Source organism: Flavobacterium sp. W1B (assembly GCF_047344965.1).
Lineage (GTDB): Bacteria > Bacteroidota > Bacteroidia > Flavobacteriales > Flavobacteriaceae > Flavobacterium.
Window position 1 is genome coordinate 2561629 of sequence record NZ_CP178845.1, and the last position, 21670, is coordinate 2583298.

The following is a 21670-nucleotide window of genomic DNA, read 5'->3' on the forward strand; positions in this document are numbered from 1 at the left end:
TCCCTTCTATAAGAAAAAAATAGTAGATACAATTGATGCTGGGCCTAATAGTAAGGTAGTGATTAGGACTTTCATCACTTCTATAATAATTTAACGTGAGAAACTTATAATTTTAATTACTTTGCTGTTTGTGGCAGTCGTGCAAATTTAAAACAAAAAGATTAGCAGTACAAAACGACTTTAGAATTTTCGGAGAAAACTCCAAAAACAAACTGAATTAGCAATTACTACAATTAAATAGTCTTTTAAATTGAAAGAATTTTTCAGAGCTTTAACTTCAAGTTTCTTTAAATCTTGTAAAAATAGTTCGTAAACAGCTTTGTAAGGCCTTCAAATTGATTGCTTATTTAATGGCTTCAATTATTTGATCATACAATTTTTGTCCTTCCGAAGGTCTTTTAGCATTCTCTAAAATTAGTTCACCATTTTCATTAAAAAGTAAATATCTCGGAATCATCATGTCATTTTTAATGTTTAGAAGCGTCATCAACTCTTTTTTTAATTTCGCCGTTATAAAATAATGATTCCCATATAATTTGTTTTCAACAATAAAATCACTCCATTTACCAACAGCTTTGGTATTGTCAATAGTTAAATACAATAGATCAATATTTTTTGATTTTAAAAATTCAGTTAACTCATTTGAATATTTAAATTCGGCTATGCAAGGAGTGCACCAAGTAGCCCATATATCGACAAAGACTGCTTTCGATTTAAATGTTGATTTTACGAGCTCAGTTATAGTAGGGAATTCTTTAGAAGATATTAATTTTAACTTTTTTTCACCATCGTTGAATGTAGCAAAAGAGCCTGGTATTAACGTCGTTGTTTTTGCCATTTCCGATTGTTTGCGTAATACTTTTATATAAATTCCATTTGGAAGAAGTCTTTTGTAATGATTATACAACGTGAAATCAAAATCATTATTTGTTATTTGATGATACATCAAGAATTCCTGTAATTCTTTTGGACAGAAATTATATTTTTTTAACTCTGCATCCCATAACTTATAATCTTCTTCTTTACCTACTAAAATATTTTGCCTAATAAATTTACATTTATTGATAATATTATGATACTGATTATTCGTTTTTACACTACTGTATTTTTCATCAAAAACATTATACATACTGTCTAATTTTTGGATGGTTTTTATTGTCTCTTCTCTTGATATTTTTGCGCTTTCGTCACCAGACAGAAATCCATCTAAATACAAATAGGACATCATAACAATTTCTGTTTCCTGATAAAGCTTAAGAAATTCAAAAAATTCTTTTGAAATTTTGTTGTTTGCCAATAAACCCTTTAATTGTTCAATATTTCTGTTTTTCAACCCTTCTGTTTTCTCGATAATTTCCGATGAAGACTGACCATCTATATAAACGTAGGCTAGTTCTCTGTTTAATTTAAGAAAATATGGCGAATTATTTAAAAACTCCAATCCTTCTGCGTTCGAACCAACAAAAGTAGTTTCTATTTTAGCATTGTTTTTTTTGAAAAAGACATCAACAACATCGCCATTTTTACAAGGCAAAACTACCCCATATGGTAGATCATTAGTGCGCCATGTTACCACCCTTCCTATATTTTTCTGTGAGAAAGAGATATGGGCAACATTATTTATTATTAAAGCTTCTTCCTTAAAATTAACAAAATGAGAAGGATTCCCATCAAAGGATTTACTATAATAAAGTTTTGTTGAATCTTTAATTCCTTCGAAATGAAGGTTAATTGATACATTCTGTGAATAAGATGAAATGCACAGAAGAAATAATAAGACGATTTTTTTCATTTAAGTTTAATCTCCGCGACTTGCCGACTGTGATATCGGTGAAGCGCGAAACTCTTCAAAAATACACAATTTCTCCATTTAAGCAAGATTTTTCCTAATTATAAAATTCTTAGCCATTGCGGTAAACAGGATATTGGAGTACATAGATAAGAAACAAAATATAATTTTAGATCGTAGAATAAACCTTGCAAAAAATAGTTCGTAAGGGCGAGATAAATCCGTATCAAAGTCATGGATAAAGCATGGATAGTGTATGAAAAAACACAAATTGGGATAACAATTTTGCTTAGAAATTTATTCATAAGAAGTTATCATCATCAACTACTGCTTCACTTTTTTAACTTTGTATTAGTATTTGATTATGGGATAACCAAAATTACAATCCTTATTTTTGCTATTATATAGCAAATAATTCCAATGAATAAAAATAGACTCTCGGAAACAAAAATAGCAGTTCTTGATCTTGCAATAGTTAGAGATGGAGGCACGGCATCGGATACTTTTAAGAATAGTTTGGATCTCGCCCAGCACGTTGAAAAATGGGGCTACAATAGGTTTTGGTTGGCCGAGCACCATAATATGCCCGGAATTGCCAGTAGTGCTACTTCAATACTTATAGGTCATATTGCTTCGGGAACGACTACTTTAAGGGTTGGATCCGGGGGAATTATGCTTCCTAATCACGCTCCTTTGATCGTTGCTGAGCAATTCGGAACCTTGGCTACACTTTTCCCTAATCGTATCGATTTGGGTTTGGGGCGCGCTCCTGGAACAGATCAGTTTACTGCTGCCGCTTTACGCCGTGACGAACATGCCGCAATGGAATTTCCGGCAAACGTTCAAGAATTACAAATGTATTTATCTGAAGGGAATAAAAATGGCCGGGTTCGCTCTATTCCGGGAGAGGGATTAGATATCCCGATATGGATTTTAGGCTCTAGTACCGACAGTGCTTATTTAGCAGCTTCCTTGGGATTGCCTTATGCTTTTGCAAGTCATTTTGCACCGGCGCAACTCCAAACTGCCATAGCGATATATCGCAATAATTTTAAAGCTTCAGCCTATTTAAAGGAGCCTTATGTCTTGGCTTGTGTAAACGTGATTGCGGCCGATTCTGATAAAGAGGCCGCTCGATTAGCCACTTCTTTCAAAAAATTATTCCTCGGAATCATAACAGGAAACAGACAGCAACTAAAGGAACCTGTTGATCCGGATGATGATTTTATGGATCCGATGGAAGAAGCGGCATTACAACAAATGATAGCTTATACCTTTATTGGTGGACCGGAAAAAGTAAAAAATGAGTTGGAACAATTTCTTGAAAAAACTAAAGTTGACGAATTGATGATAGCATCCGCTGTTTATGAGCATCAAGCAAGACTTCGTTCGTATGAAATTTTGGGACAGCTAAAAAACGAATCCCTTTAGATTTAAAAAATTAATTAAGAGTCAATGCTCCAAGGATTTCTTCGGATAGAAACGGACCACCGGGATATTTAGCCGTATAATCTAAATTAAGCCAAACTTGGCCACGCTCATCAATATGATAATGAAGCTGTTTTTTATGACTTTCATTTACAAACAAGATGTTTTTGATCAAATAATTGACAGTTTCAAGGTCATTTAGCGTTCCTATCAATATTTCAGGATAAATATGTCCTTTGGTATGAATAAGTCTTGGCGTGCCTCCAATAGCCCTTACCGCTGCTGCCATCAATATGGAATGGTCATCACAATCTCCCGAAAAATAATCCAAAGATTCACTGGCGGTCGCAATATAATCCCCGTCTTTTGGGTCGCTAACATAATTCCAACGACGGTTTATTTCCTTAAAAACGGCAAAACATTGTATTATGGTTCTGTAATCAGAATAGCCTTTTATATTTTTGAAATTTTTTGATGTAGCCATGATGGCAAAATTCCTTACTTTGGGATTCTTGTACTCAATGGCATTAATAATTTTTGATTTATTGGGAAAAGGGAGCAGTTTGGCAATGATGATATCCTGCGGATTAGGATTATCCGACATGGTGTACATCATCGAATTATAATCTTCAAAAACGCTTTCAAATCCATAATTTCCAAAAACAGTTCCGTAAAACAGCACTAGAAGATACAAAATGATGCAAATAATAATAATGGTTCGCAACAAACGCAATATTAATTGTATAACCACTATAATTAATAAAAAAAGTAGAATTCGGTCAATATTTAAAGGCCATTTTAGGTCTATTAAATTTTGATGTGTTATAATAAAAACAGGAATGGCAATCAGAATGTTTAAAACAAAAATAATAACATCGTCCCAGGGTTTTTTCACCTGAAATTTTTGTTTGAAACCCTGAAAGGAAATTTGTTTTATTTTTATCATACGGACAATAAAAACAGAAATCTAGACTGTTTTTACAATTTGATCAAAAGTACCTATTTTATCTATAATTTTCAGTTGAAATAACTGATTTTGGACATCATTTAGCGTTTTTTCTAATAATGGTTTTTGTGACCACTCCGTTAGACTTAACCATTCTTGTATGTCCTCAATTTTCTGATTGAATTTAGAGGCCAAAATAGTATCAATAGCTGCAATAGCTTTAAATTTATTTGTAGTTTGGTTAATGGTATTTAATAGTGTTGCAATAATTTCGGGATTCTTTTCTAAAACTTCATCACGAACCGCAATAACAAAGCAAGGCCAAGGAGTAGGGCAATCAGCGATTCTTCTAAAAACGCCTTGGTCAACCAAAGGTTTGGTCATAAAGCGTTCCCACATAAAATAATCGGCTGTTTTGTTTGATAAGGCATCAACTGCGCCATCAATGGTATTCACAATTTCGAATTCTAAATTATCCGTTTTCCATCGCTGATTATTCGCATTTACGTAAGCCATCAATTGAGAACCAGAACCCAAACGAGAAATAGCTACTTTCTTGTTTTCTAAATCGGCTAATGTTTTATAATTTGATTTTGCCGCAACGTGAATTCCCCAAATCAAAGGAGTTTCTACATAAACTTGAACAATTTTACTTGGGTTTCCGGCAACAATATCCTTTACAATTCCTTCAGTTAGGATTACGGCAATATCTGTTTCGCCAGAACGAAGCATTTGGCACATTTTTCCGGTTCCTTCTGGAACATCGGTCCATTGTAAATTAATATTTTCTTTCTCAAAATCTCCGTTTTCGATTGCTAAATGCCAAGGAAGGTTAAAATGTTCCGGAACTCCAGCTATTTTCAGTGTTTTCATTTTTGATAAATTTGATGCTAAAGGTACTAACAGAAAATTAGAATTGGCCCAAAAAACAGGAGCAAATTTAGTTATTTCAAGTATTCTAAAAGCAAAAAAGCTTTCTCTGAAACATTTAATTTCAAAGAAAGCTTCTAATAGAAATAGAAAAAAAATTACATCATTTTTTCAAGCTGACGTTCGCTTTTCATGCTTTTATTTTGGGTAAAACGAGTATGCCAAGAGAGTGCTTCACTCAAAATGTGTGGAGTATGACCACCTAATGCTTTAGCTCTATTAAAATAATCTTCCAGTTCTTCTTTATATTCAGGGTGTACGCAGTTTTGAATAATAATTCTAGCGCGTTCAACAGGTGCTAAACCTCTTAAATCAGCCAAACCTTGTTCAGTTACCAAAATATCAACATCGTGCTCAGTTTGGTCTACATGAGAAACCATTGGAAGAACGTGCGAAATAGCGTTGTTTTCTTTTGAAGCTGATTGCGTAACAAAAACACTTAAATAAGCATTTCTGGCAAAATCTCCAGAACCACCAATTCCGTTCATCATTTTTGTACCAGAAATATGAGTAGAGTTTACGTTTCCGTAGATATCAAATTCAATTGCGGTATTAATCGCGATTATACCCAAACGTCTAATTACTTCGGCAGCATTACTGATGTTTTGAGGCCTTAGTATCATTTTGTCTTTATAGAAGGAAAAATTATCCATTATTTTTGAATAACAATTTTTTGAAACCGTAATCGAAGAAGCAGAAGCAAATGTCATTTTTCCAGAATCAATAAGGTCAAAAGTACTGTCTTGTAAAACCTCAGAATACATGGTTAAGTTTTTGAATTCACTATTTATAAAGCCTGAAAGTACTGCATTTGCGACTTTTCCGATTCCGGCTTGAAGTGGTAATAATGAATTTGAAAGTCTTCCAGAAGCGACTTCTTTCTCAAAAAATCGCAAAAGATGATTGGCAATTGCAATTGTTTTTTCATCGGGAGCAGAAATATCTGCAGGACTGTCCTGGGTTTCAGTAAATACAATTCCAATTACTTTTTCGGGATCAATTGTGATGTAGTCGGTTCCAATTCGGGTATCAACTTCAGTTATTGGAATGATTTGTTTATTTGGATATCCTTTTTGAAGGAAAATATCGTGAATTCCTTTGAAATCGACAGCGAAAGAAATATTAATTTCAATGATGATTTTATCTGCTAAAGCAGCAAAAGTAGCTGAATTTCCAATTGATGTTGACGGAATTATATTTCCATTTTCGTTAACTCCGGAAGCCTCAATTATAGCGATATTCATCTTAGGAAGATGCTCGTTTTGAAGTAATTCGGCGGTTTCACTTAAATGTTGATCAATATATAAAATATCATTATTATTAATGTGTTTTCTTAAAGTGGCATCTGCCTGAAAAGGCATTCTTTTAAACAAAGCTCCATTTGCTGCTAAATCTGCATCTGTTGTATGACCTAAAGAGGCTCCAGTGATGAGTGTTATGGCAATATCTTCAATCAAGGCTCTTTTGGCAAATGCAGGCAAAACTGATTTACTATCACCTGCTTTGGTAAAACCACTTGTGCCAACAACATCATTATTTTTTATAAAATTTGCGGCTGTTTCAGCTGAAATTATTCTATCTTTATATTTTTCAAAAAGTAATCTATCGGCTCCTGTCATATTGAATATTTATTAAAAACAAACCTTTATATTTGTGTTTTATTGAATTTAAGTAAGTTATTTTTGAAATATGGTAATTTTAATTTACTAAATTATATTTTTTTTACCTTGTCGTATTATTCAGTAAAGACAAATAAATATTCGTTTAAGACATCTTAAAACTATGCTGCAAGAAAAATATTATTTATCCGAAGTTGATTCAATTGAGAGCAGTATTTATTGTCATCATGATCTAATGGGAGAGTCACTTATAGCGACTCATTCTCATAAAAAAGCGCAATTTCTTTATACAGAAGGAGGTATCGTTTATGTTAAAACTACAACTAAAACATATTTTCTTCCTGCGCGCCATTGTATGTGGATTCCTGCCGGGGTAGAACATAGTATTCATCCAAGTTCGCCTGACGTAATTATGCGAAATCTTTATTTTCCTGTAGATAAAGCTGAGGATGTATTTTATAGAAGCGAAGGGATATATCCGGTTAACGATCTTGTTTTAAATTTAATGTTATTCACCAATCGTTGGAACGGGCACATTTTAAAAAATGATAAAAAACGATTTACAATTGTTCAAGCGTTTAAATTGTTGCTTCCCGAGGTTTTTAAAGTAAATTTAAGTCTTTCCCTTCCTTTGGCAAAAGAAATGCGGTTGCAAAAAATCATCGAATATATGTCTGAAAATTTAGGCGAAACGATACTGTTTTCAGAACTTTCAGAACGATTTGGTTTTAGTGAGCGTACTTTGCATCGTTTGTTTAAAAAGGATTTAGGGATGTCCTTCATGCAATTTTATACCATTCAACGAATTTTGAAGGCTATTGAATTAATCATTGAAAAGAAACTTCCCATTAATGAAGTAGCAATGAAAGTGGGTTATAGTAGCGTGCCCACTTTTTCAAATACCTTTTATAAGCTATTAAGTCAACGACCATCTGATTATTTGAATGGAATTGAAATCTTCAAGAAAAAGAAAACGGATTGAATTTAATTGAATAAAAAACGGCGCTCTTTTTAAGAATTAAATTCCGAAAAGGAGTGCCGTTTAATTTTTATAAAATTTGAATTATTGGCTTATCAATTTATCCAAGGTATATGCGATCAATTCGTCAACGGCTTTGTAAGGATCTTGGCTGAAAGTCCCCGAAGCGCGATTGGCAATAATAGCATTTAAGGATAAAGCATTGTGTCCTAAAAGCGCCGAAAGTCCATAAATAGCAGCCGTTTCCATCTCAAGATTAGTGATTCTATTGTCTTCAAAATTGAAATTATCCATTTTTGAATTCAAAGATTCGTCTTGAATATTCAAACGTAAAACACGACCTTGAGGACCATAAAAACCTCCGGCAGTTGCCGTAATTCCTTTGTGCATGCGATCGCTTTCAATTCGCTTTTCGAGCGTTTCAGAACAGGAAATGACATAAGGCCTTCCCTTTCGTAAATCCCAATTGGTATGCGTTATAAAAGCATCTTCCATTTCGATATTCGAAACTTCATCAATCAAATAGGAGCGAAGCATGTTATCCAAACCTAATCCGAATTTTGACATCACAAAACTATCCACAGGAATATCGGCTTGCAAAGAACCTGAAGTTCCAATTCGGATGATATTTAGCGAAGTCAGCTTTTCTTTTGGCGTTCTGGTTTCTAAATCGATATTTACCAAGGCGTCTAATTCATTCATCACAATATCAATATTGTCAGGGCCAATTCCGGTAGACATTACGGTAATTCGTTTGCCTTTGAGCAGACCGGTTTGGGTTTTGAATTCTCTTTTTTGAGTCGAAAATTCAATACTGTCAAAAGCCTGCGTTATTTTTTCCACCCGATTTTGATCTCCTACAAAGATAATATCATGGGCAATATGCTCCGGTTTCAGGTTTAAGTGGTAAACACTTCCGTCCGGGTTTAATATTAATTCGGATGATTTTATCATTTATTTTTTGTTTAAATGTTTAAGGTTTAAAGTTGCTCAACTGACTACTTTTCTAACCTCCAACACGTTTTACTTTAAACCCTTTTTCTTTTAAAATAACCATTATTTTATCGCGGTAATCCCCTTGAATAATAATGGAATCGTCTTTGAAAGTACCACCAACACTCAGTTTCATTTTTATTTCTTTGGCCAAAATTTTAAAATCTTCGTCAGTTCCTTCATAGCCTTCGATTATCGTTGTAACCTTGCCTTTTCTCTTTTCGAATTTACAAATCATAGGTTCTTTTTGAACGTATAATTCATGAGCAACCTCTTCAATTACTTCTTCTGGAGCTGGCTCGTGATTTGGGAAAAGATTTTTTAATTGGTCTTGTAAGTCCATGTTTTCTTAATTATATATTTATAAACCATTAATAAAATCAAGCTTACTGATCTTTATAAACATTAATTTTTTAATGGTAAAAAAGGAAAAAGACATTAAGCATACACCTAATGTCTTTTTATAGATAGGATAAATTTACAGATTATTTTTTTATTAAACCTAAATCTACCAAACGTTCGTATAAATATTCTCCGGCTGTAATATCTTCAAATTGTTTTGGATGTTCAGCATCGATACAGTTTTCTAAACAATTCAATGGCATATCACTCACAGGGTGCATAAAAAATGGAACTGAATAACGAGATGTTCCCCACAATTCCCTTGGCGGATTAACCACTTGGTGAATAGTAGATTTCAATTTGTTATTAGTATGACGTGATAACATGTCCCCCACATTGATTACTAATTCATCCGGTTCAGCAATGGCATCAATCCATTCGCCATCGTGGTTTTGAACTTGTAAGCCTTTACCTTGAGCACCCATTAATAGGGTAATAAGGTTGATATCACCATGAGCAGCAGCACGAATAGCGTTTGCTGGTTCTGATGTGATCGGTGGATAATGAATAGGTCTTAAGATTGAATTTCCGTCTTTGGCAAAATTGTCAAAATAGAATTCATCTAACCCTAAGTGTAAAGCCAAAGCTCTTAGCACATAAACGCCTGTTTTTTCAAGCATTTGGTACGCTTCTTTTCCTACCACGTTAAAACGGGGAAGTTCTTTAACTTCAACGTTTTCAGGATACTCCGATGCATATTTTGAATCTTCAGACACGTATTGTCCAAAATGCCAAAATTCCTTCAAATCACCTTCTTTTCTGCCTTTGGCATGCTCTTTTCCAAAAGAAACATAACCTCTTTGTCCGCCAATTCCAGGGATTTCATAACTGTACTTTGTTTCTAAAGGTAAAGCGAAAAAATTTCTAATTTCTCCATACAATTCATCAACCAACTGGTCGTCTAAAAAATGCCCTTTGAGTGCTACGAAGCCAATATCTTCAAATGCACTTCCGATTTCATTTACAAATTTTTGTTTACGTTTCGGGTCGTCCGAAAGGAAATCACGCAAGTCAACACTAGGAATGTTTTGCATACTATTAAATATTTTTTAATAACTTAATCAGGGCCTTTAAAAGCCTTGATGATACAAATGTATTGATTAATTTTAAATTTGAATTTTAAAATCGAAGGCAAAATAAAAATATATAACAAATTTAGGTTATACTGTTGTATTTTCTTTATTTTTGATTTAATCAAATCGCCAAAAAATGAATTTTGACAAAAAAAATCTAACCAACGATATATTATTAGACTTATATAAAAGAATTCTAAAACCGAGACTGATAGAGGAAAAAATGTTGATTCTAATTCGTCAGGGAAAAGTATCCAAATGGTTCTCCGGAATAGGTCAAGAAGCAATAGCAGTAGGGCTAACCGCTGCTTTAGATTCTGATGAATACATTTTACCAATGCACCGCAATTTAGGTGTGTTTACCGGAAGAGATATTCCGTTACATCGCTTGTTTTCTCAATGGCAAGGAAAGGCAAATGGTTTTACCAAGGGACGCGATCGAAGTTTTCACTTTGGAACCCAACAATACAAAATTATTGGAATGATTTCGCATCTGGGCCCTCAATTGGGTGTGGCTGACGGAATTGCTTTGGCCAATAAATTGAAAAAAAACGGGAAAGTTACTGCCGTGTTCACCGGAGAAGGCGCAACCAGCGAAGGGGATTTTCATGAAGCTTTGAATATCGCTTCGGTTTGGGAATTGCCGGTATTGTTTATTATAGAGAACAATGGCTACGGACTTTCTACCCCAACCAATGAGCAATACCGATGCAAAAACCTTGCCGATAAAGGAATTGGTTACGGCATGGAAAGCCATATTGTTGATGGAAATAATATCTTGGAAGTGTACAATATTTTGACCGAATTAAAAGCGTCGATGAAAGAACGCCCACGTCCCGTATTGTTGGAATTTAAAACCTTCAGAATGCGCGGGCACGAAGAGGCGAGTGGTACCAAATACGTTCCGCAGGAATTAATGGATTTATGGGCCGAAAAAGATCCTGTAGAAAATTATAAAAAATATTTGACTCAAAACGGAATTCTTACGGCGGATTTTGATACTGCTTTGCAAAGCGAAATAAAGAAAGAAATTGAAGAGAGTTGGGCTTTAACTAATGCTGAGCCGGAGATTAAAGCTACTTATAGTGGTGAATTAGATGATGTTTATAAAACTTTTATTAATGAAGAAGTTAGTCCTTCCGAAGAAATAGAAAACATTCGTTTTATTGATGCCATATCCCAAGGTTTGAAACAGTCTATGGAGCGTCACGAAAATTCGGTTATCATGGGACAAGACATTGCCGAATACGGTGGTGCCTTCAAAATCACCGATGGTTTTGTAGCCCAGTTTGGTAAAGAACGAGTTCGGAATACGCCTATTTGCGAAAGCGCTGTGGTTTCGGCAGCAATGGGCTTGTCCATCAACGGATATAAAGCGATTGTAGAAATGCAATTTGCTGATTTTGTTTCGACAGGATTTAATCCAATTGTAAATTTATTGGCCAAATCGCATTACCGTTGGTTAGAAAATGCCGATGTTGTGGTTCGAATGCCTTGCGGTGGTGGAACACAAGCAGGACCTTTTCATTCGCAAACCAATGAAGCTTGGTTTACTAAAACGCCAGGCTTAAAAGTGGTTTATCCTGCCTTTCCATATGATGCCAAAGGATTGTTGAATGCTTCCATAAACGACCCAAATCCGGTATTGTTCTTCGAACACAAACAATTATACCGAAGCGTTTACCAAGACGTGCCAAAGGATTATTACACGATTCCTTTGGGAAAAGCCGCCATATTGAAAGAAGGAACTGATGTTACGATTATTTCGTTTGGTGCCGCAGTACATTGGGCTTTGGATACTTTGGCTAAAAATCCCCAAATTTCGGCAGATTTATTGGATTTAAGAACACTGCAACCCTTGGATATTGAAGCGATTTATGCTTCGGTAAAGAAAACGGGAAGAGCAATTATCTATCAGGAAGACTCTATGTTTGGCGGAGTAGCCAGTGATATTTCGGCAATGATTATGGAAAACTGTTTTGAATATCTCGATGCTCCCGTGAAACGCGTAGCGAGTTTGGATTCTCCAATTCCGTTTACAAAAGCTCTGGAAGACCAATATTTACCGAAAGGCAGGTTTGAAAAGGAATTATTGGGATTATTACAGTACTAATTAAGCAATTGTTTTGCTATATAAACACAAATTTCACGAATTCTCACTAATCAATTGGTGAGAATTCGTGAAATTTGTCTTTTAAAGCTATAATTTAATCCAGTTTTTGGAAGATTTATTAGGGTCGTTTAACCTATTTTAACCGAAGTCATCGTCAACGAACCACCAACTGCTTTATCGTTAAAAAAGCTAACATCGTCCTTAGAATCCTGCAAAGCCAAAGAATACAACATCGGATAATAATGATCTGGAGTTGGAATCGCTAATTTTGCCGCTTTATCCAAAGTTTCATAAGCAATCAATGCTTTGTGGTTTCCATCTGTAATTTTATTTTTAAAGATGGTATTCATTTCATTTGCCCAATCAAAACCATATTCCGGTTCGCTTAACTTATCCCACGCTACCATTCTAAGATTATGAACCATGTTACCACTTCCGATGATTAATACTCCTTTTTTGCGAAGAGAAGCCAATTGTTTGGCCAAATCATAATGGTATTGTGGTGGTTTGCTGTAATCTATACTTAACTGCAACACCGGAATATCGGCATTGGGATACATATGACGCACTACGGTCCAAGTTCCGTGATCCAGACCCCAATCGTGATCCAAACCAACGTCTGTAGTAGTAATTAATTGTTTTGTTGCTAGCGCTAATTCCGGATTTCCGGGAGCTGGGTATTGCACATCAAATAATTCTTGTGGAAAACCTCCAAAATCGTGAATCGTTTTTGGATTGTTCATTGCCGTAATATGGGTTCCATTGGTTAACCAATGTGCCGAAATTACCAAAACAGCTTTAGGTTTAGGAATTTCGCTTCCCATTTTTGCCCAATTCCTCGAAAAAGCGCTATCTTCAATTCCATTCATTGGTGAACCATGACCAATAAATAATGCAGGAAGCTTTTCGTCCTGCTCTTGTAAATCCTGTGTCCAATTATAAAATGGGTGTAAGCTTGCCATAGTTGCGCCTCCTAATATTATTTTAATAAAATTTGATCTATTCATTTCTATACAATTATTGTATATACAAATGTAGTACTAAAAACGAAATCAGGCTATATTTTAATAAACTTTAACAATACGTAACAATTTACGGAAAATAGATATTAGCTTAACAAAGTGTGTTTTAAATCATAATTTCATAGAAAATACGGTAATTCAAAATGAAATTAGACGGTTAAAATAAATTTTGATTTTTTAGATTTTATGGACTTTACCGAAAGGGAGATTCGAAATTGATTTTACAGTAATGGTTTAGAATGATTGAATTACTTCAATTCCAAAAACAGTTTTTTGATCAAAGCAATTTCTTCCTGATACATTGTTTTCTTTCTAGTGGCAAAATAAAGTGTGTTTTTTAATGGAATTTTTCCTTCCCAAATTAGTTTGATTAAACCGTTTTCAATTGCTTCTCGGCATAAAAAATCAGGCACGACAGCCAATCCTTTGCCGCTACTCAAACAGCGCACAATCGAATTTATATTGGGTACAATATAATTAGGACGGAAATCAGGGTGTTTGTTGAAGTTTAATTGCCAAAAACGGCGTAAATGTTCCATATCACCAGTAGTTCCGTACCATTTTTGTTGTTTTAACCAAAGCTCGATTTCTTCTAAGCTCTCCCTTTTTTCTATAGAATTGAATTCTAAATTGTCAATTTCGCTTCCACCGACAAGGACAATAGTTTCTGATGAAAAGGCTTGATATTCGATTGTGTTTTTAACCACCATTTGTGGTGTAATGATTAAATCCAAAATTCCTTTTTCTAAACTTTCTACCATTTCCGGATATTCGCCAAATTGAATGATAACATTAAATGGTAAGGTCGAAATATACTGTTCTAGTGTGATTTGAAACGTTTCAAAACACATTCCTACGCTTATTGTAGGTGTGTTTTTCTCAGTGCTTCTTTGAAAGTTTTTTTCCGCTTCTTCTAATTTAGTCAATGCTTCAATGATAAAATTGTAGAGTACTTTCCCTTTTTCGGTGGGAACCATTTTTCGACCAGTTCGGTCAAATAGTTTGTAACCTACATAATTTTCCAACGAACTCAAATGCAGACTGACGCCAGGTTGTGAAATAAATAATACTTCGGCAGCATTAGTCAATGTTCCCGTTTTATAAACTGCTTTAAAAGTGCGATACCATTCTAAATTGATCATAACTATTATAATTATGATACAAAGGTATGAATTATGTTATTTTAATAATAGAATTTCTAGTTATAAATTTGCACCATCAAATTAAAAGAAGGAACTATGAAAAAAATATTTATAATTAATGGCGGACAAATATTCGGTCATTCAGGTGGACAGTTTAATCAAACAATTGCAAACGAAACGGCTCGTTTTTTTGAAAAGCAAGAAGGCTTTGAAATAAAAACAACCAACATAAATGAGGACTACAACCCAGCCGAAGAAGTAGCCAAGTTTACTTGGGCTGATGTGATTATTTATCACACGCCAATCTGGTGGTTTCAATTGCCTAATAAACTTAAAAAATATATCGACGTAGTTTTTACCGAAGGTCACGGTACGATTTACAAAAGTGACGGACGTAGATCAGCAAATCCGACTCGAAATTACGGAACCGGAGGATTGCTTCATGGGAAAAAATACATAGTAACGTCATCGTGGAATGCTCCTATAGAAGCGTTTACTTTAGTGGACGAGTTTTTTGACCAACACAGTGTTGACCAAGGTGTTTTGTTTGGATTTCATAAAATGAACTCTTTTGTTGGAATGGAAAAATTAGGAAGTTTTCATTTTTACGATGTGATGAAAAACCCTGCTCTTGAAGAGAATTTAGAAGTGTATAATAATCAATTGTCTGAACTTTTTACAACCGAATATGCAAATTAATTTAACCGTTGTTCTAAAAAGCAAACCCGAAAGTAGAGCAACATTGAAAGCACTTCTACTGGATTTGGTTCAAAATTCGACTAAAGAAGAGGCTTGCGTGCAATACGATTTGCATCAAAGTGGGGAAGACCCAACTATTTTTATTTTTCACGAAGTTTGGAAAAATGAAGCTGGATTAAAGCTTCATAATGAGCAATCGCATCTTATTTCTTTTTTCGAAAATTCGAAAGTACTGTTGCAAGAAGCGCCTATTGTTTACAGAACCGATAAATTAGCATAATAATTTGGGTACTATTGTTCGAAATTTTAATTTTGAAAAGAAAATAATTAGATAAAGTTACAATGAAACCTTTAAGAGAAAAATTGCTTATCAAAGACGCTACTATCAACAAAGTACAGTTTGATACCGAGTGGTTTTTTAGTCTTGAGGACATGGCCTTTTATTTAAAAGAAGACCTCTCCGAAGTAGAATTTGTTCATTTGCCAATACTTATTGATGAGAAATTGGAGCTTGTAAAATGCGCCACTTTTGAAGATATCCTAAGAGGTCGAAAAGAATTATAAGAGTTTTGTGAGTATTTTTATACCTTTAAGACCTCAAAAATACTACTTATGAAAAAAACGCTACTCTGTCTAGTAAGTTTCGTTCTACTAATTTCCTGTAATAAAAAAGCGGAAAAAGTGGATGAAAAAGCTTTAAATGAAAAATTCGAAAAATACAAAGAGGACTTTGTAATTGATCTTTGGTCGCTGTATCCGGATTGGGCCGCAAGTCAGGGTTATCATAAATTGGATAGCGTTTTAGTCGTTCCGGATTTAGCCTATAAAAAAAGACAACTGGATTTCGCCCATGCACAGCTGGATTCCTTGCAACAGTACCCTATAGAGAATTTGACGGACAATAATAAAACGGATCTTTATATTATTCAAAATCAGTTAAAGAGTTCTATTTTCAGTCTTGATAAAATGAAATCCTACCAATGGAATCCTTCTGAATATAATGTTTGTGGTTCTTTTGCAGAGATTTTGAACGGAAATTATGATGCTTTAGAGAATCGTTTGCAGAATTTTAATAAAAAAATGAATGCAATTCCGGCTTATTATGAAGCCGCTAAAAAGAATATTAAGAATCCAACTTTGGAACATACGGCTTTGGCAATTGACCAAAATTTGGGTGGGATTTCTGTTTTCGAAAAAGACTTGCATGAGGCTTTAAACAAAAGTAGATTGCCTGAATCCGAAAAGAAAGCAATTAGTGAAAAAGCTAAAATAGCTGTTAATGCCATTACGGATTATGCCAATTGGTTGAAAGGATTAGATAACAAAACTCCTCGTTCTTTTCGATTGGGGGCAGCCTTATATGCTGAAAAATTTGATCTCGAAATTCAATCGAGTTATAGTGCGGACATGATTTTTCAAAAGGCAATCACTCATAAGAAAGAATTGCATAAAAAAATGTTTGCCTTGGCAGATAAATTGTGGGCAAAATACCTGAAAAACACACCAAAACCAGCAGATAAATTAGAAGTTGTTAAAATGGTGATCGATAAGATTTCTTTGCAACATACTACACCAGCAAAATTCCAATCGGAGATAGAAAAACAAATTCCGGAACTTGTTGCTTATGTAAAAGCCAAAGACTTGCTTTATATCGATCCTTCAAAACCTTTAGTGGTGCGTAAAGAACCGGCGTATATGGCGGGTGTTGCCGGTGCATCAATTTCAGCTCCGGGTCCTTACGACAAGAACGCCAATACTTATTATAATGTAGGAAGCATGGCGGGTTGGTCTGCCGAAAATGCGGAAAGTTATTTAAGAGAATACAATGATTATATCTTGCAAATATTGAATATCCATGAGGCTATTCCAGGACATTATACCCAATTGGTTTATAGCAATCAGTCGCCAAGTATCATCAAAGCCATTCTTGGAAATGGCGCCATGGTTGAAGGTTGGGCGGCTTATACCGAACTGATGATGCTAGAAAGCGGATATAAAAATTCTGATGAAATGTGGTTGATGTATTACAAATGGAATTTAAGAACAACTTGTAATGCCATTTTAGATTATAGTGTTCATATCAAAAATATGAGTAAAGAAGCTGCTTTGGATTTATTGATCAAAGAAGCGTTTCAGCAAAAAGCAGAAGCCGAAGGAAAATGGAAACGTGTTACCTTAACACAAGTTCAATTGTCTTCCTATTTTACGGGTTATACCGAAATTTATGAATTAAGAGAAATGCTGAAAAAGGAGCAGGGAGCAAAATTCAATTTGAAAGAGTTTCATGAAAAATTCCTAAGCTATGGTAGTGCTCCCGTGAAGTACATCAAAGAATTGATGTTGAAAGAAGCTAAAAAATAAAAACAGTAAACAATAAAAAAGGAGGCTAGGCCTCCTTTTTTATTTAAACTTATCTACTGATTAGCTTTGATTTTTCCTTAATGATATCGCTTATTTTTCGGTTCTCGATTTTGCTTTCCAGCCAAGAAATAATATCTAAATAAAGGAAAGCTCGCTTTTCGTAAGTGTTTTTTTCCAATTCGATAAAACGTGCTCTCATTTTTACAAATTCTTTTTTGATATCACTCGGATAAATAGAGTTTAAGTTTTTCATAAATCGAATGATCTCTTTTTGTACTTCATGCAAGTCATTCATTTTAATCAAAAATTTATAGGTGTTTTTCAACTGATTTTCCAAGTAATAATCATTGCCCAATTCATAATGGGCAATTAAACTCAGTAATCGGGAAAAACACATTAAATCTTCTCGCATCGAAAGATTTTTGTTGTTGATGATTTTCTCTAAATAAAATATAGATTCCTCGTATTTTTCGACACCAAAATAAATAGAAGCAAATTTGTAATAAAACAACATTTCGTGATGCTCATCAAGATGTTCGCTGTGCAGTTTTATTTTCCCTAAGATTATCGGGATCAAATATTCACTCTCGGCAAAAGTGCCCTCCAGAATATGAAAATTTAATTTATTGTTATATAAATACAAAAAGGATAAAGAAGCAACATTGTCATTCACCGGAAATTGAGGATTTCCGATAGTTTCTTCCAGTAATTCCAAATACTTTTTGAATTTAGATTTGTACTTGAGCATGAATAAAGACTCTAACAAATAATGGTTCCCTTTTAAGAAAAACACTGGATTAAGGTAAATCATGTTTCTGTCATCATAAAAAAGAGTCACCCATTTATTGGCATATTTATAACAAGCTAAGAAATCCTGAACCAAAAAACTGCGCCAAAGATTGGCATTATAAAACCAGTATTTTTCTCTAAAACCAAATTTAGTTTCGTCTAATTTCGAAATGTGTTTCGTGAAATAGTTGTCAATGTATTTATATTCTTCATCGTTTTTTACATAGCCCGTTTTAAGCATGATTCCATACAGCTGCAAGGATAAATTAGACAGTTTGCTGGAAATGGTATTCTGATAATTTAATTCTTTGGCTTGTACGACCAATTCGTCTGCTCGACCTTGGATACTTCGGGTGATGTATTGCGATTCAATCAGTTTTTCAAATTCAACAACCTCATAGGCAATGTTTTTCTCGTCATGCTCTAATGCTTGAATTTTGGTTTTATCCAAGATTTTCAAACTCTGTCTGTACAATCCTTTGTTGTATAAAATAGTAGCAAAATCAATTTGTTCCCTTAGCTGGTAACGAAGATTTTGACTGGGAATATTCAATCGAATACTCACTAAGATTTGTTTGTATAAATAGGACTTTAAATTGGATAATTGCACTTTTTTGATGACACCGCTTTTCAAAATAAGCTTTTCATCATATGCTTCTGATTTGTCTAAAATGTTGAATAATTCAATAAACTTTGTATTAGAACTGGTCTCTAGTCGGCTTGCAAAAATCTTAAATTGTCTTTTTTCTGATTTTGACAAAGACTTTATTAATACAAATAAAAAATCTTTTTGATGGTTAGCCATTGTAAAATAAAATATAATAACTACATTGTTATCAGGTAGTTATGGTGTTTTTGTTGGTTTTACAAATAGTATATTTCATTAAAAGCTGTTTTATAAAAAAGCTAATGAAATCTACTTTTGCTCTCGAGATGTGAAATTACATTAAATAAATGAAAATGAATAGAGAGAAAGTTCAAATTTTTGATACCACTTTGCGAGATGGAGAACAGGTTCCGGGATGTAAATTAGATACCAATCAAAAACTCGTTATAGCAAATCGATTGGATGAAATGGGAGTCGATATTATTGAAGCCGGTTTTCCCGTTTCTAGTCCAGGGGATTTTTTGTCTGTTTCCGAAATAAGCAAAATTGTTAAAAATGCCACTGTATGTGGTTTGACAAGAGCCGTAAAAAATGACATTGACGTTGCTGCAGCAGCACTGAAGTTTGCCAAAAAACCGCGTATACATACGGGAATTGGAACTTCAGATTCACATATAATTCATAAACTTCAAACTACCAAAGAGGATATCATCGCCAGAGCAAAATTTGCTGTTGCGCATGCTAAATCGTATGTAGAGGATGTTGAATTTTACGCCGAAGATGCAGGAAGAACTGATAATGCTTTCTTGGCTAAAGTTTGTGAAGAAGTAATAAAATCGGGTGCTACAGTATTGAATATTCCTGATACTACAGGTTATTGTTTGCCGGAAGAATATGGTGCAAAAATAAAATACCTTAGAGAAAACGTAAAAGGTATTGAAAACGTGATTCTTTCTTGCCATTGTCATAATGATTTAGGAATGGCAACAGCCAATTCTATTTCGGGAGCCATTAATGGCGCAAGACAAATAGAATGTACTATAAACGGAATTGGGGAAAGAGCAGGAAACACGGCACTTGAAGAAGTGGTAATGATTTTCAAACAGCATCCTTATTTGAATTTATATACCGATATTGATACAAAGCAATTGAATGAAATGAGCCGTTTGGTTTCTGAAAGTATGGGGATGATGGTGCAACCCAATAAAGCGATCGTAGGAGCTAATGCTTTTGCACACAGTTCAGGAATTCACCAAGATGGAGTGATAAAAAACAGAGCCACTTATGAGATTATGGATCCTTTGGATGTGGGTGTCAATGAATCTTCGATAGTTCTTACAGCTAGAAGCGGTAGAGCCGCATTGGCTTACAGAGCTAAAAAAGTGGGTTATGAACTTACAAAAGTACAATTGGATATTGTATATGTTGAGTTTTTAAAATTTGCAGATATTAAGAAAGAAGTGCTTGATGGCGATATTCATCAAATTATTGCCGCTTGCAAAATAGAAAGTGATTTAGTTAGAAATTAGTATCCTTAAACGAATCTAGCCATGAATTTAAAAATAGCAGTATTATCAGGAGACGGAATAGGCCCTGAAGTAATATTACAGGCAAAAAAAGTTTTATATGCTGTAGGCTCGGTATATGATCATGAATTTGTGTTTGAAGATGCTCTTATGGGAGCTGTCGCCATCGACAAAACAGGAAGTCCACTTCCGGAACAAACCCTCAATTTGTGTTTAAATACAGATGCCGTTTTGTTTGGAGCTATTGGAGATCCTAAATATGATAATAATCCAGATGCAAAAGTGCGTCCTGAACAAGGATTACTTAAACTGAGAAAAGAACTTGGTCTTTTTGCAAACATTCGACCTATAAAGCCATACAAAGCATTATTGAATTCCTCTCCATTGAAAAGAGAAATTATCGAAGGAGCTGATTTTACTATTTTCAGAGAACTTACCGGTGGCGTTTATTTTGGTGAAAAAAAATTAAATGAAGCAGGAACAGTGGCCTCTGATTTATGCGAATATTCAGAAGAAGAAATTAGCAGAATCGCACATTTGGCATTCAAATCAGCACAAAATAGAAGAAAAAAAGTGACTTTGGTCGATAAGGCGAATGTGCTTGAAACTTCCCGTTTGTGGAGAAAAGTAGTTAAAAATGTTAGCGCAGCTTATCCTGATGTAGTTTTGGATTTCTTATTTGTAGACAATGCCGCAATGCAAATTATATTAAATCCAAAACAGTTTGATGTCATCTTGACCGAGAATTTATTTGGCGATATTTTATCAGATGAAGCAAGTGTAATTACGGGATCAATAGGATTATTGGCCTCAGCATCTTTGGGAAAAACGAATGCTTTATTTGAACCAATTCATGGTTCTTATCCACAGGCTGCCGGAAAAAACATTGCAAATCCGATTGCTTCTATATTATCTGCGGCCCTTTTATTAGAGCATTTTGGTCTTTATGAAGAGGCTAAAAAAATATATGAAGGTGTAGAAAAAGCCATTGAATACCAAGTGGTGACGATTGATTTAAATCCGGACTCAAAATTTGGAACCAACGAAGTCGGTGAATTTGTCTCAAATTTCATTTTGAATAAAGATGACTTACTCTATTTTAACAAAAACAATGTCTATATAGGACAATCTACTATTGTTTAGTAGATAATAATCAGAAAAAATGCATTGAATAATCCGGAATGATATAAATTTTAGTTGATATTATTTTTTTGTTTCATTTGTTTTTATACTTTTGGCACATCTAAAAAAA

19 protein-coding genes are annotated in these 21670 nt (G+C 34.2%); 9 read left to right on the top strand and 10 right to left on the bottom strand.

The window, feature by feature from the left end; translation table 11 throughout:
* Positions 1 to 343 precede the first annotated feature (343 nt).
* The gene (locus tag ACMDB5_RS11070) at positions 344 to 1792 is read right to left on the bottom strand and encodes a TlpA family protein disulfide reductase (protein ID WP_413998316.1); all 1449 of its coding nucleotides are present in this window, start codon (positions 1790 to 1792) and stop codon (positions 344 to 346) included.
* Positions 1793 to 2209: 417 nt separating this feature from the next.
* Between ACMDB5_RS11070 and ACMDB5_RS11075 the strand changes: the two genes are divergently transcribed.
* Complete coding sequence (locus tag ACMDB5_RS11075; RefSeq protein ID WP_413998317.1) at positions 2210 to 3220, top strand: LLM class flavin-dependent oxidoreductase; 1011 nt, start codon at positions 2210 to 2212, stop codon at positions 3218 to 3220.
* 10 nt (positions 3221 to 3230) lie between these two features.
* Here ACMDB5_RS11075 and ACMDB5_RS11080 read toward each other — a convergent pair whose 3' ends face one another.
* The 3 genes from ACMDB5_RS11080 to ACMDB5_RS11090 form a co-directional block, all read right to left on the bottom strand.
* A complete protein-coding gene (locus ACMDB5_RS11080) occupies positions 3231 to 4163 on the bottom strand; it encodes a transglutaminase (protein WP_413998318.1) in 933 nt (310 codons plus the stop codon).
* A 21-nt stretch (positions 4164 to 4184) separates the two neighbouring features.
* Complete coding sequence (locus ACMDB5_RS11085; RefSeq protein ID WP_413998319.1) at positions 4185 to 5036, bottom strand: substrate-binding domain-containing protein; 852 nt, start codon at positions 5034 to 5036, stop codon at positions 4185 to 4187.
* A 155-nt stretch (positions 5037 to 5191) separates the two neighbouring features.
* Positions 5192 to 6712: a succinate CoA transferase gene (locus ACMDB5_RS11090; RefSeq protein ID WP_413998320.1), complete on the bottom strand. Its 1521-nt coding sequence runs from the start codon at positions 6710 to 6712 to the stop codon at positions 5192 to 5194.
* A 163-nt stretch (positions 6713 to 6875) separates the two neighbouring features.
* Between ACMDB5_RS11090 and ACMDB5_RS11095 the strand changes: the two genes are divergently transcribed.
* On the top strand, positions 6876 to 7694 hold the full coding sequence (locus ACMDB5_RS11095; RefSeq protein ID WP_413998321.1) for a helix-turn-helix domain-containing protein: 819 nt from the start codon (positions 6876 to 6878) through the stop codon (positions 7692 to 7694).
* Between the two features lie 81 nt (positions 7695 to 7775).
* On the opposite strand, the gene ACMDB5_RS11100 is transcribed toward ACMDB5_RS11095, so the two are convergent.
* The 3 genes from ACMDB5_RS11100 to ACMDB5_RS11110 form a co-directional block, all read right to left on the bottom strand.
* The gene (locus tag ACMDB5_RS11100) at positions 7776 to 8645 is read right to left on the bottom strand and encodes a nucleoside phosphorylase (RefSeq protein ID WP_413998322.1); all 870 of its coding nucleotides are present in this window, start codon (positions 8643 to 8645) and stop codon (positions 7776 to 7778) included.
* Positions 8646 to 8697: 52 nt separating this feature from the next.
* Positions 8698 to 9027, bottom strand: coding sequence for a translation initiation factor (locus ACMDB5_RS11105; RefSeq protein ID WP_413998323.1), 330 nt, complete (start codon positions 9025 to 9027; stop codon positions 8698 to 8700).
* Between the two features lie 142 nt (positions 9028 to 9169).
* Positions 9170 to 10120 carry an isopenicillin N synthase family dioxygenase gene (locus tag ACMDB5_RS11110; RefSeq protein ID WP_413998324.1) on the bottom strand — a complete coding sequence of 317 codons (951 nt, stop codon included), beginning with the start codon at positions 10118 to 10120 and terminating at the stop codon, positions 9170 to 9172.
* 175 nt (positions 10121 to 10295) lie between these two features.
* On the opposite strand from ACMDB5_RS11110, the gene ACMDB5_RS11115 reads away from it, so the two are divergent.
* A complete protein-coding gene (locus ACMDB5_RS11115; RefSeq protein ID WP_413998325.1) occupies positions 10296 to 12272 on the top strand; it encodes a thiamine pyrophosphate-dependent enzyme in 1977 nt (658 codons plus the stop codon).
* Between the two features lie 128 nt (positions 12273 to 12400).
* On the opposite strand, the gene ygiD is transcribed toward ACMDB5_RS11115, so the two are convergent.
* Together ygiD and ACMDB5_RS11125 are read right to left on the bottom strand one after the other, a co-directional pair.
* The gene (gene ygiD / locus ACMDB5_RS11120) at positions 12401 to 13279 is read right to left on the bottom strand and encodes a 4,5-DOPA dioxygenase extradiol (protein WP_413998326.1); all 879 of its coding nucleotides are present in this window, start codon (positions 13277 to 13279) and stop codon (positions 12401 to 12403) included.
* 263 nt (positions 13280 to 13542) lie between these two features.
* A complete protein-coding gene (locus ACMDB5_RS11125; RefSeq protein ID WP_413998327.1) occupies positions 13543 to 14436 on the bottom strand; it encodes a LysR family transcriptional regulator in 894 nt (297 codons plus the stop codon).
* A 96-nt stretch (positions 14437 to 14532) separates the two neighbouring features.
* Here ACMDB5_RS11125 and ACMDB5_RS11130 point away from each other — a divergent pair, with 96 nt between their 5' ends.
* The 4 genes from ACMDB5_RS11130 (at position 14533) to ACMDB5_RS11145 (ending at position 17496) form a co-directional block, all read left to right on the top strand.
* Complete coding sequence (locus ACMDB5_RS11130; protein ID WP_413998328.1) at positions 14533 to 15135, top strand: NAD(P)H-dependent oxidoreductase; 603 nt, start codon at positions 14533 to 14535, stop codon at positions 15133 to 15135.
* On the top strand, positions 15125 to 15415 hold the full coding sequence (locus ACMDB5_RS11135) for a putative quinol monooxygenase (RefSeq protein WP_413998329.1): 291 nt from the start codon (positions 15125 to 15127) through the stop codon (positions 15413 to 15415). The genes ACMDB5_RS11130 and ACMDB5_RS11135 overlap by 11 nt, the downstream gene beginning before the upstream one ends.
* A 62-nt stretch (positions 15416 to 15477) precedes the next feature.
* Positions 15478 to 15699 carry a hypothetical protein gene (locus ACMDB5_RS11140; RefSeq protein ID WP_413998330.1) on the top strand — a complete coding sequence of 74 codons (222 nt, stop codon included), beginning with the start codon at positions 15478 to 15480 and terminating at the stop codon, positions 15697 to 15699.
* Between the two features lie 48 nt (positions 15700 to 15747).
* The gene (locus ACMDB5_RS11145) at positions 15748 to 17496 is read left to right on the top strand and encodes a DUF885 domain-containing protein (RefSeq protein ID WP_413998331.1); all 1749 of its coding nucleotides are present in this window, start codon (positions 15748 to 15750) and stop codon (positions 17494 to 17496) included.
* A 49-nt stretch (positions 17497 to 17545) separates the two neighbouring features.
* Here the strand turns inward: ACMDB5_RS11145 and ACMDB5_RS11150 are convergent, their stop codons facing one another.
* Positions 17546 to 19090 (bottom strand): hypothetical protein, encoded by a 1545-nt coding sequence (locus ACMDB5_RS11150; RefSeq protein ID WP_413998332.1) that lies wholly within the window; start codon positions 19088 to 19090, stop codon positions 17546 to 17548.
* A 155-nt stretch (positions 19091 to 19245) separates the two neighbouring features.
* Between ACMDB5_RS11150 and ACMDB5_RS11155 the strand changes: the two genes are divergently transcribed.
* Both ACMDB5_RS11155 and leuB read left to right on the top strand, forming a co-directional pair.
* Positions 19246 to 20421 carry a 2-isopropylmalate synthase gene (locus ACMDB5_RS11155; protein ID WP_413998333.1) on the top strand — a complete coding sequence of 392 codons (1176 nt, stop codon included), beginning with the start codon at positions 19246 to 19248 and terminating at the stop codon, positions 20419 to 20421.
* A gap of 21 nt (positions 20422 to 20442) precedes the next feature.
* Positions 20443 to 21561 carry a 3-isopropylmalate dehydrogenase gene (gene leuB / locus ACMDB5_RS11160; protein ID WP_413998334.1) on the top strand — a complete coding sequence of 373 codons (1119 nt, stop codon included), beginning with the start codon at positions 20443 to 20445 and terminating at the stop codon, positions 21559 to 21561.
* Positions 21562 to 21670: the final 109 nt, after the last annotated feature.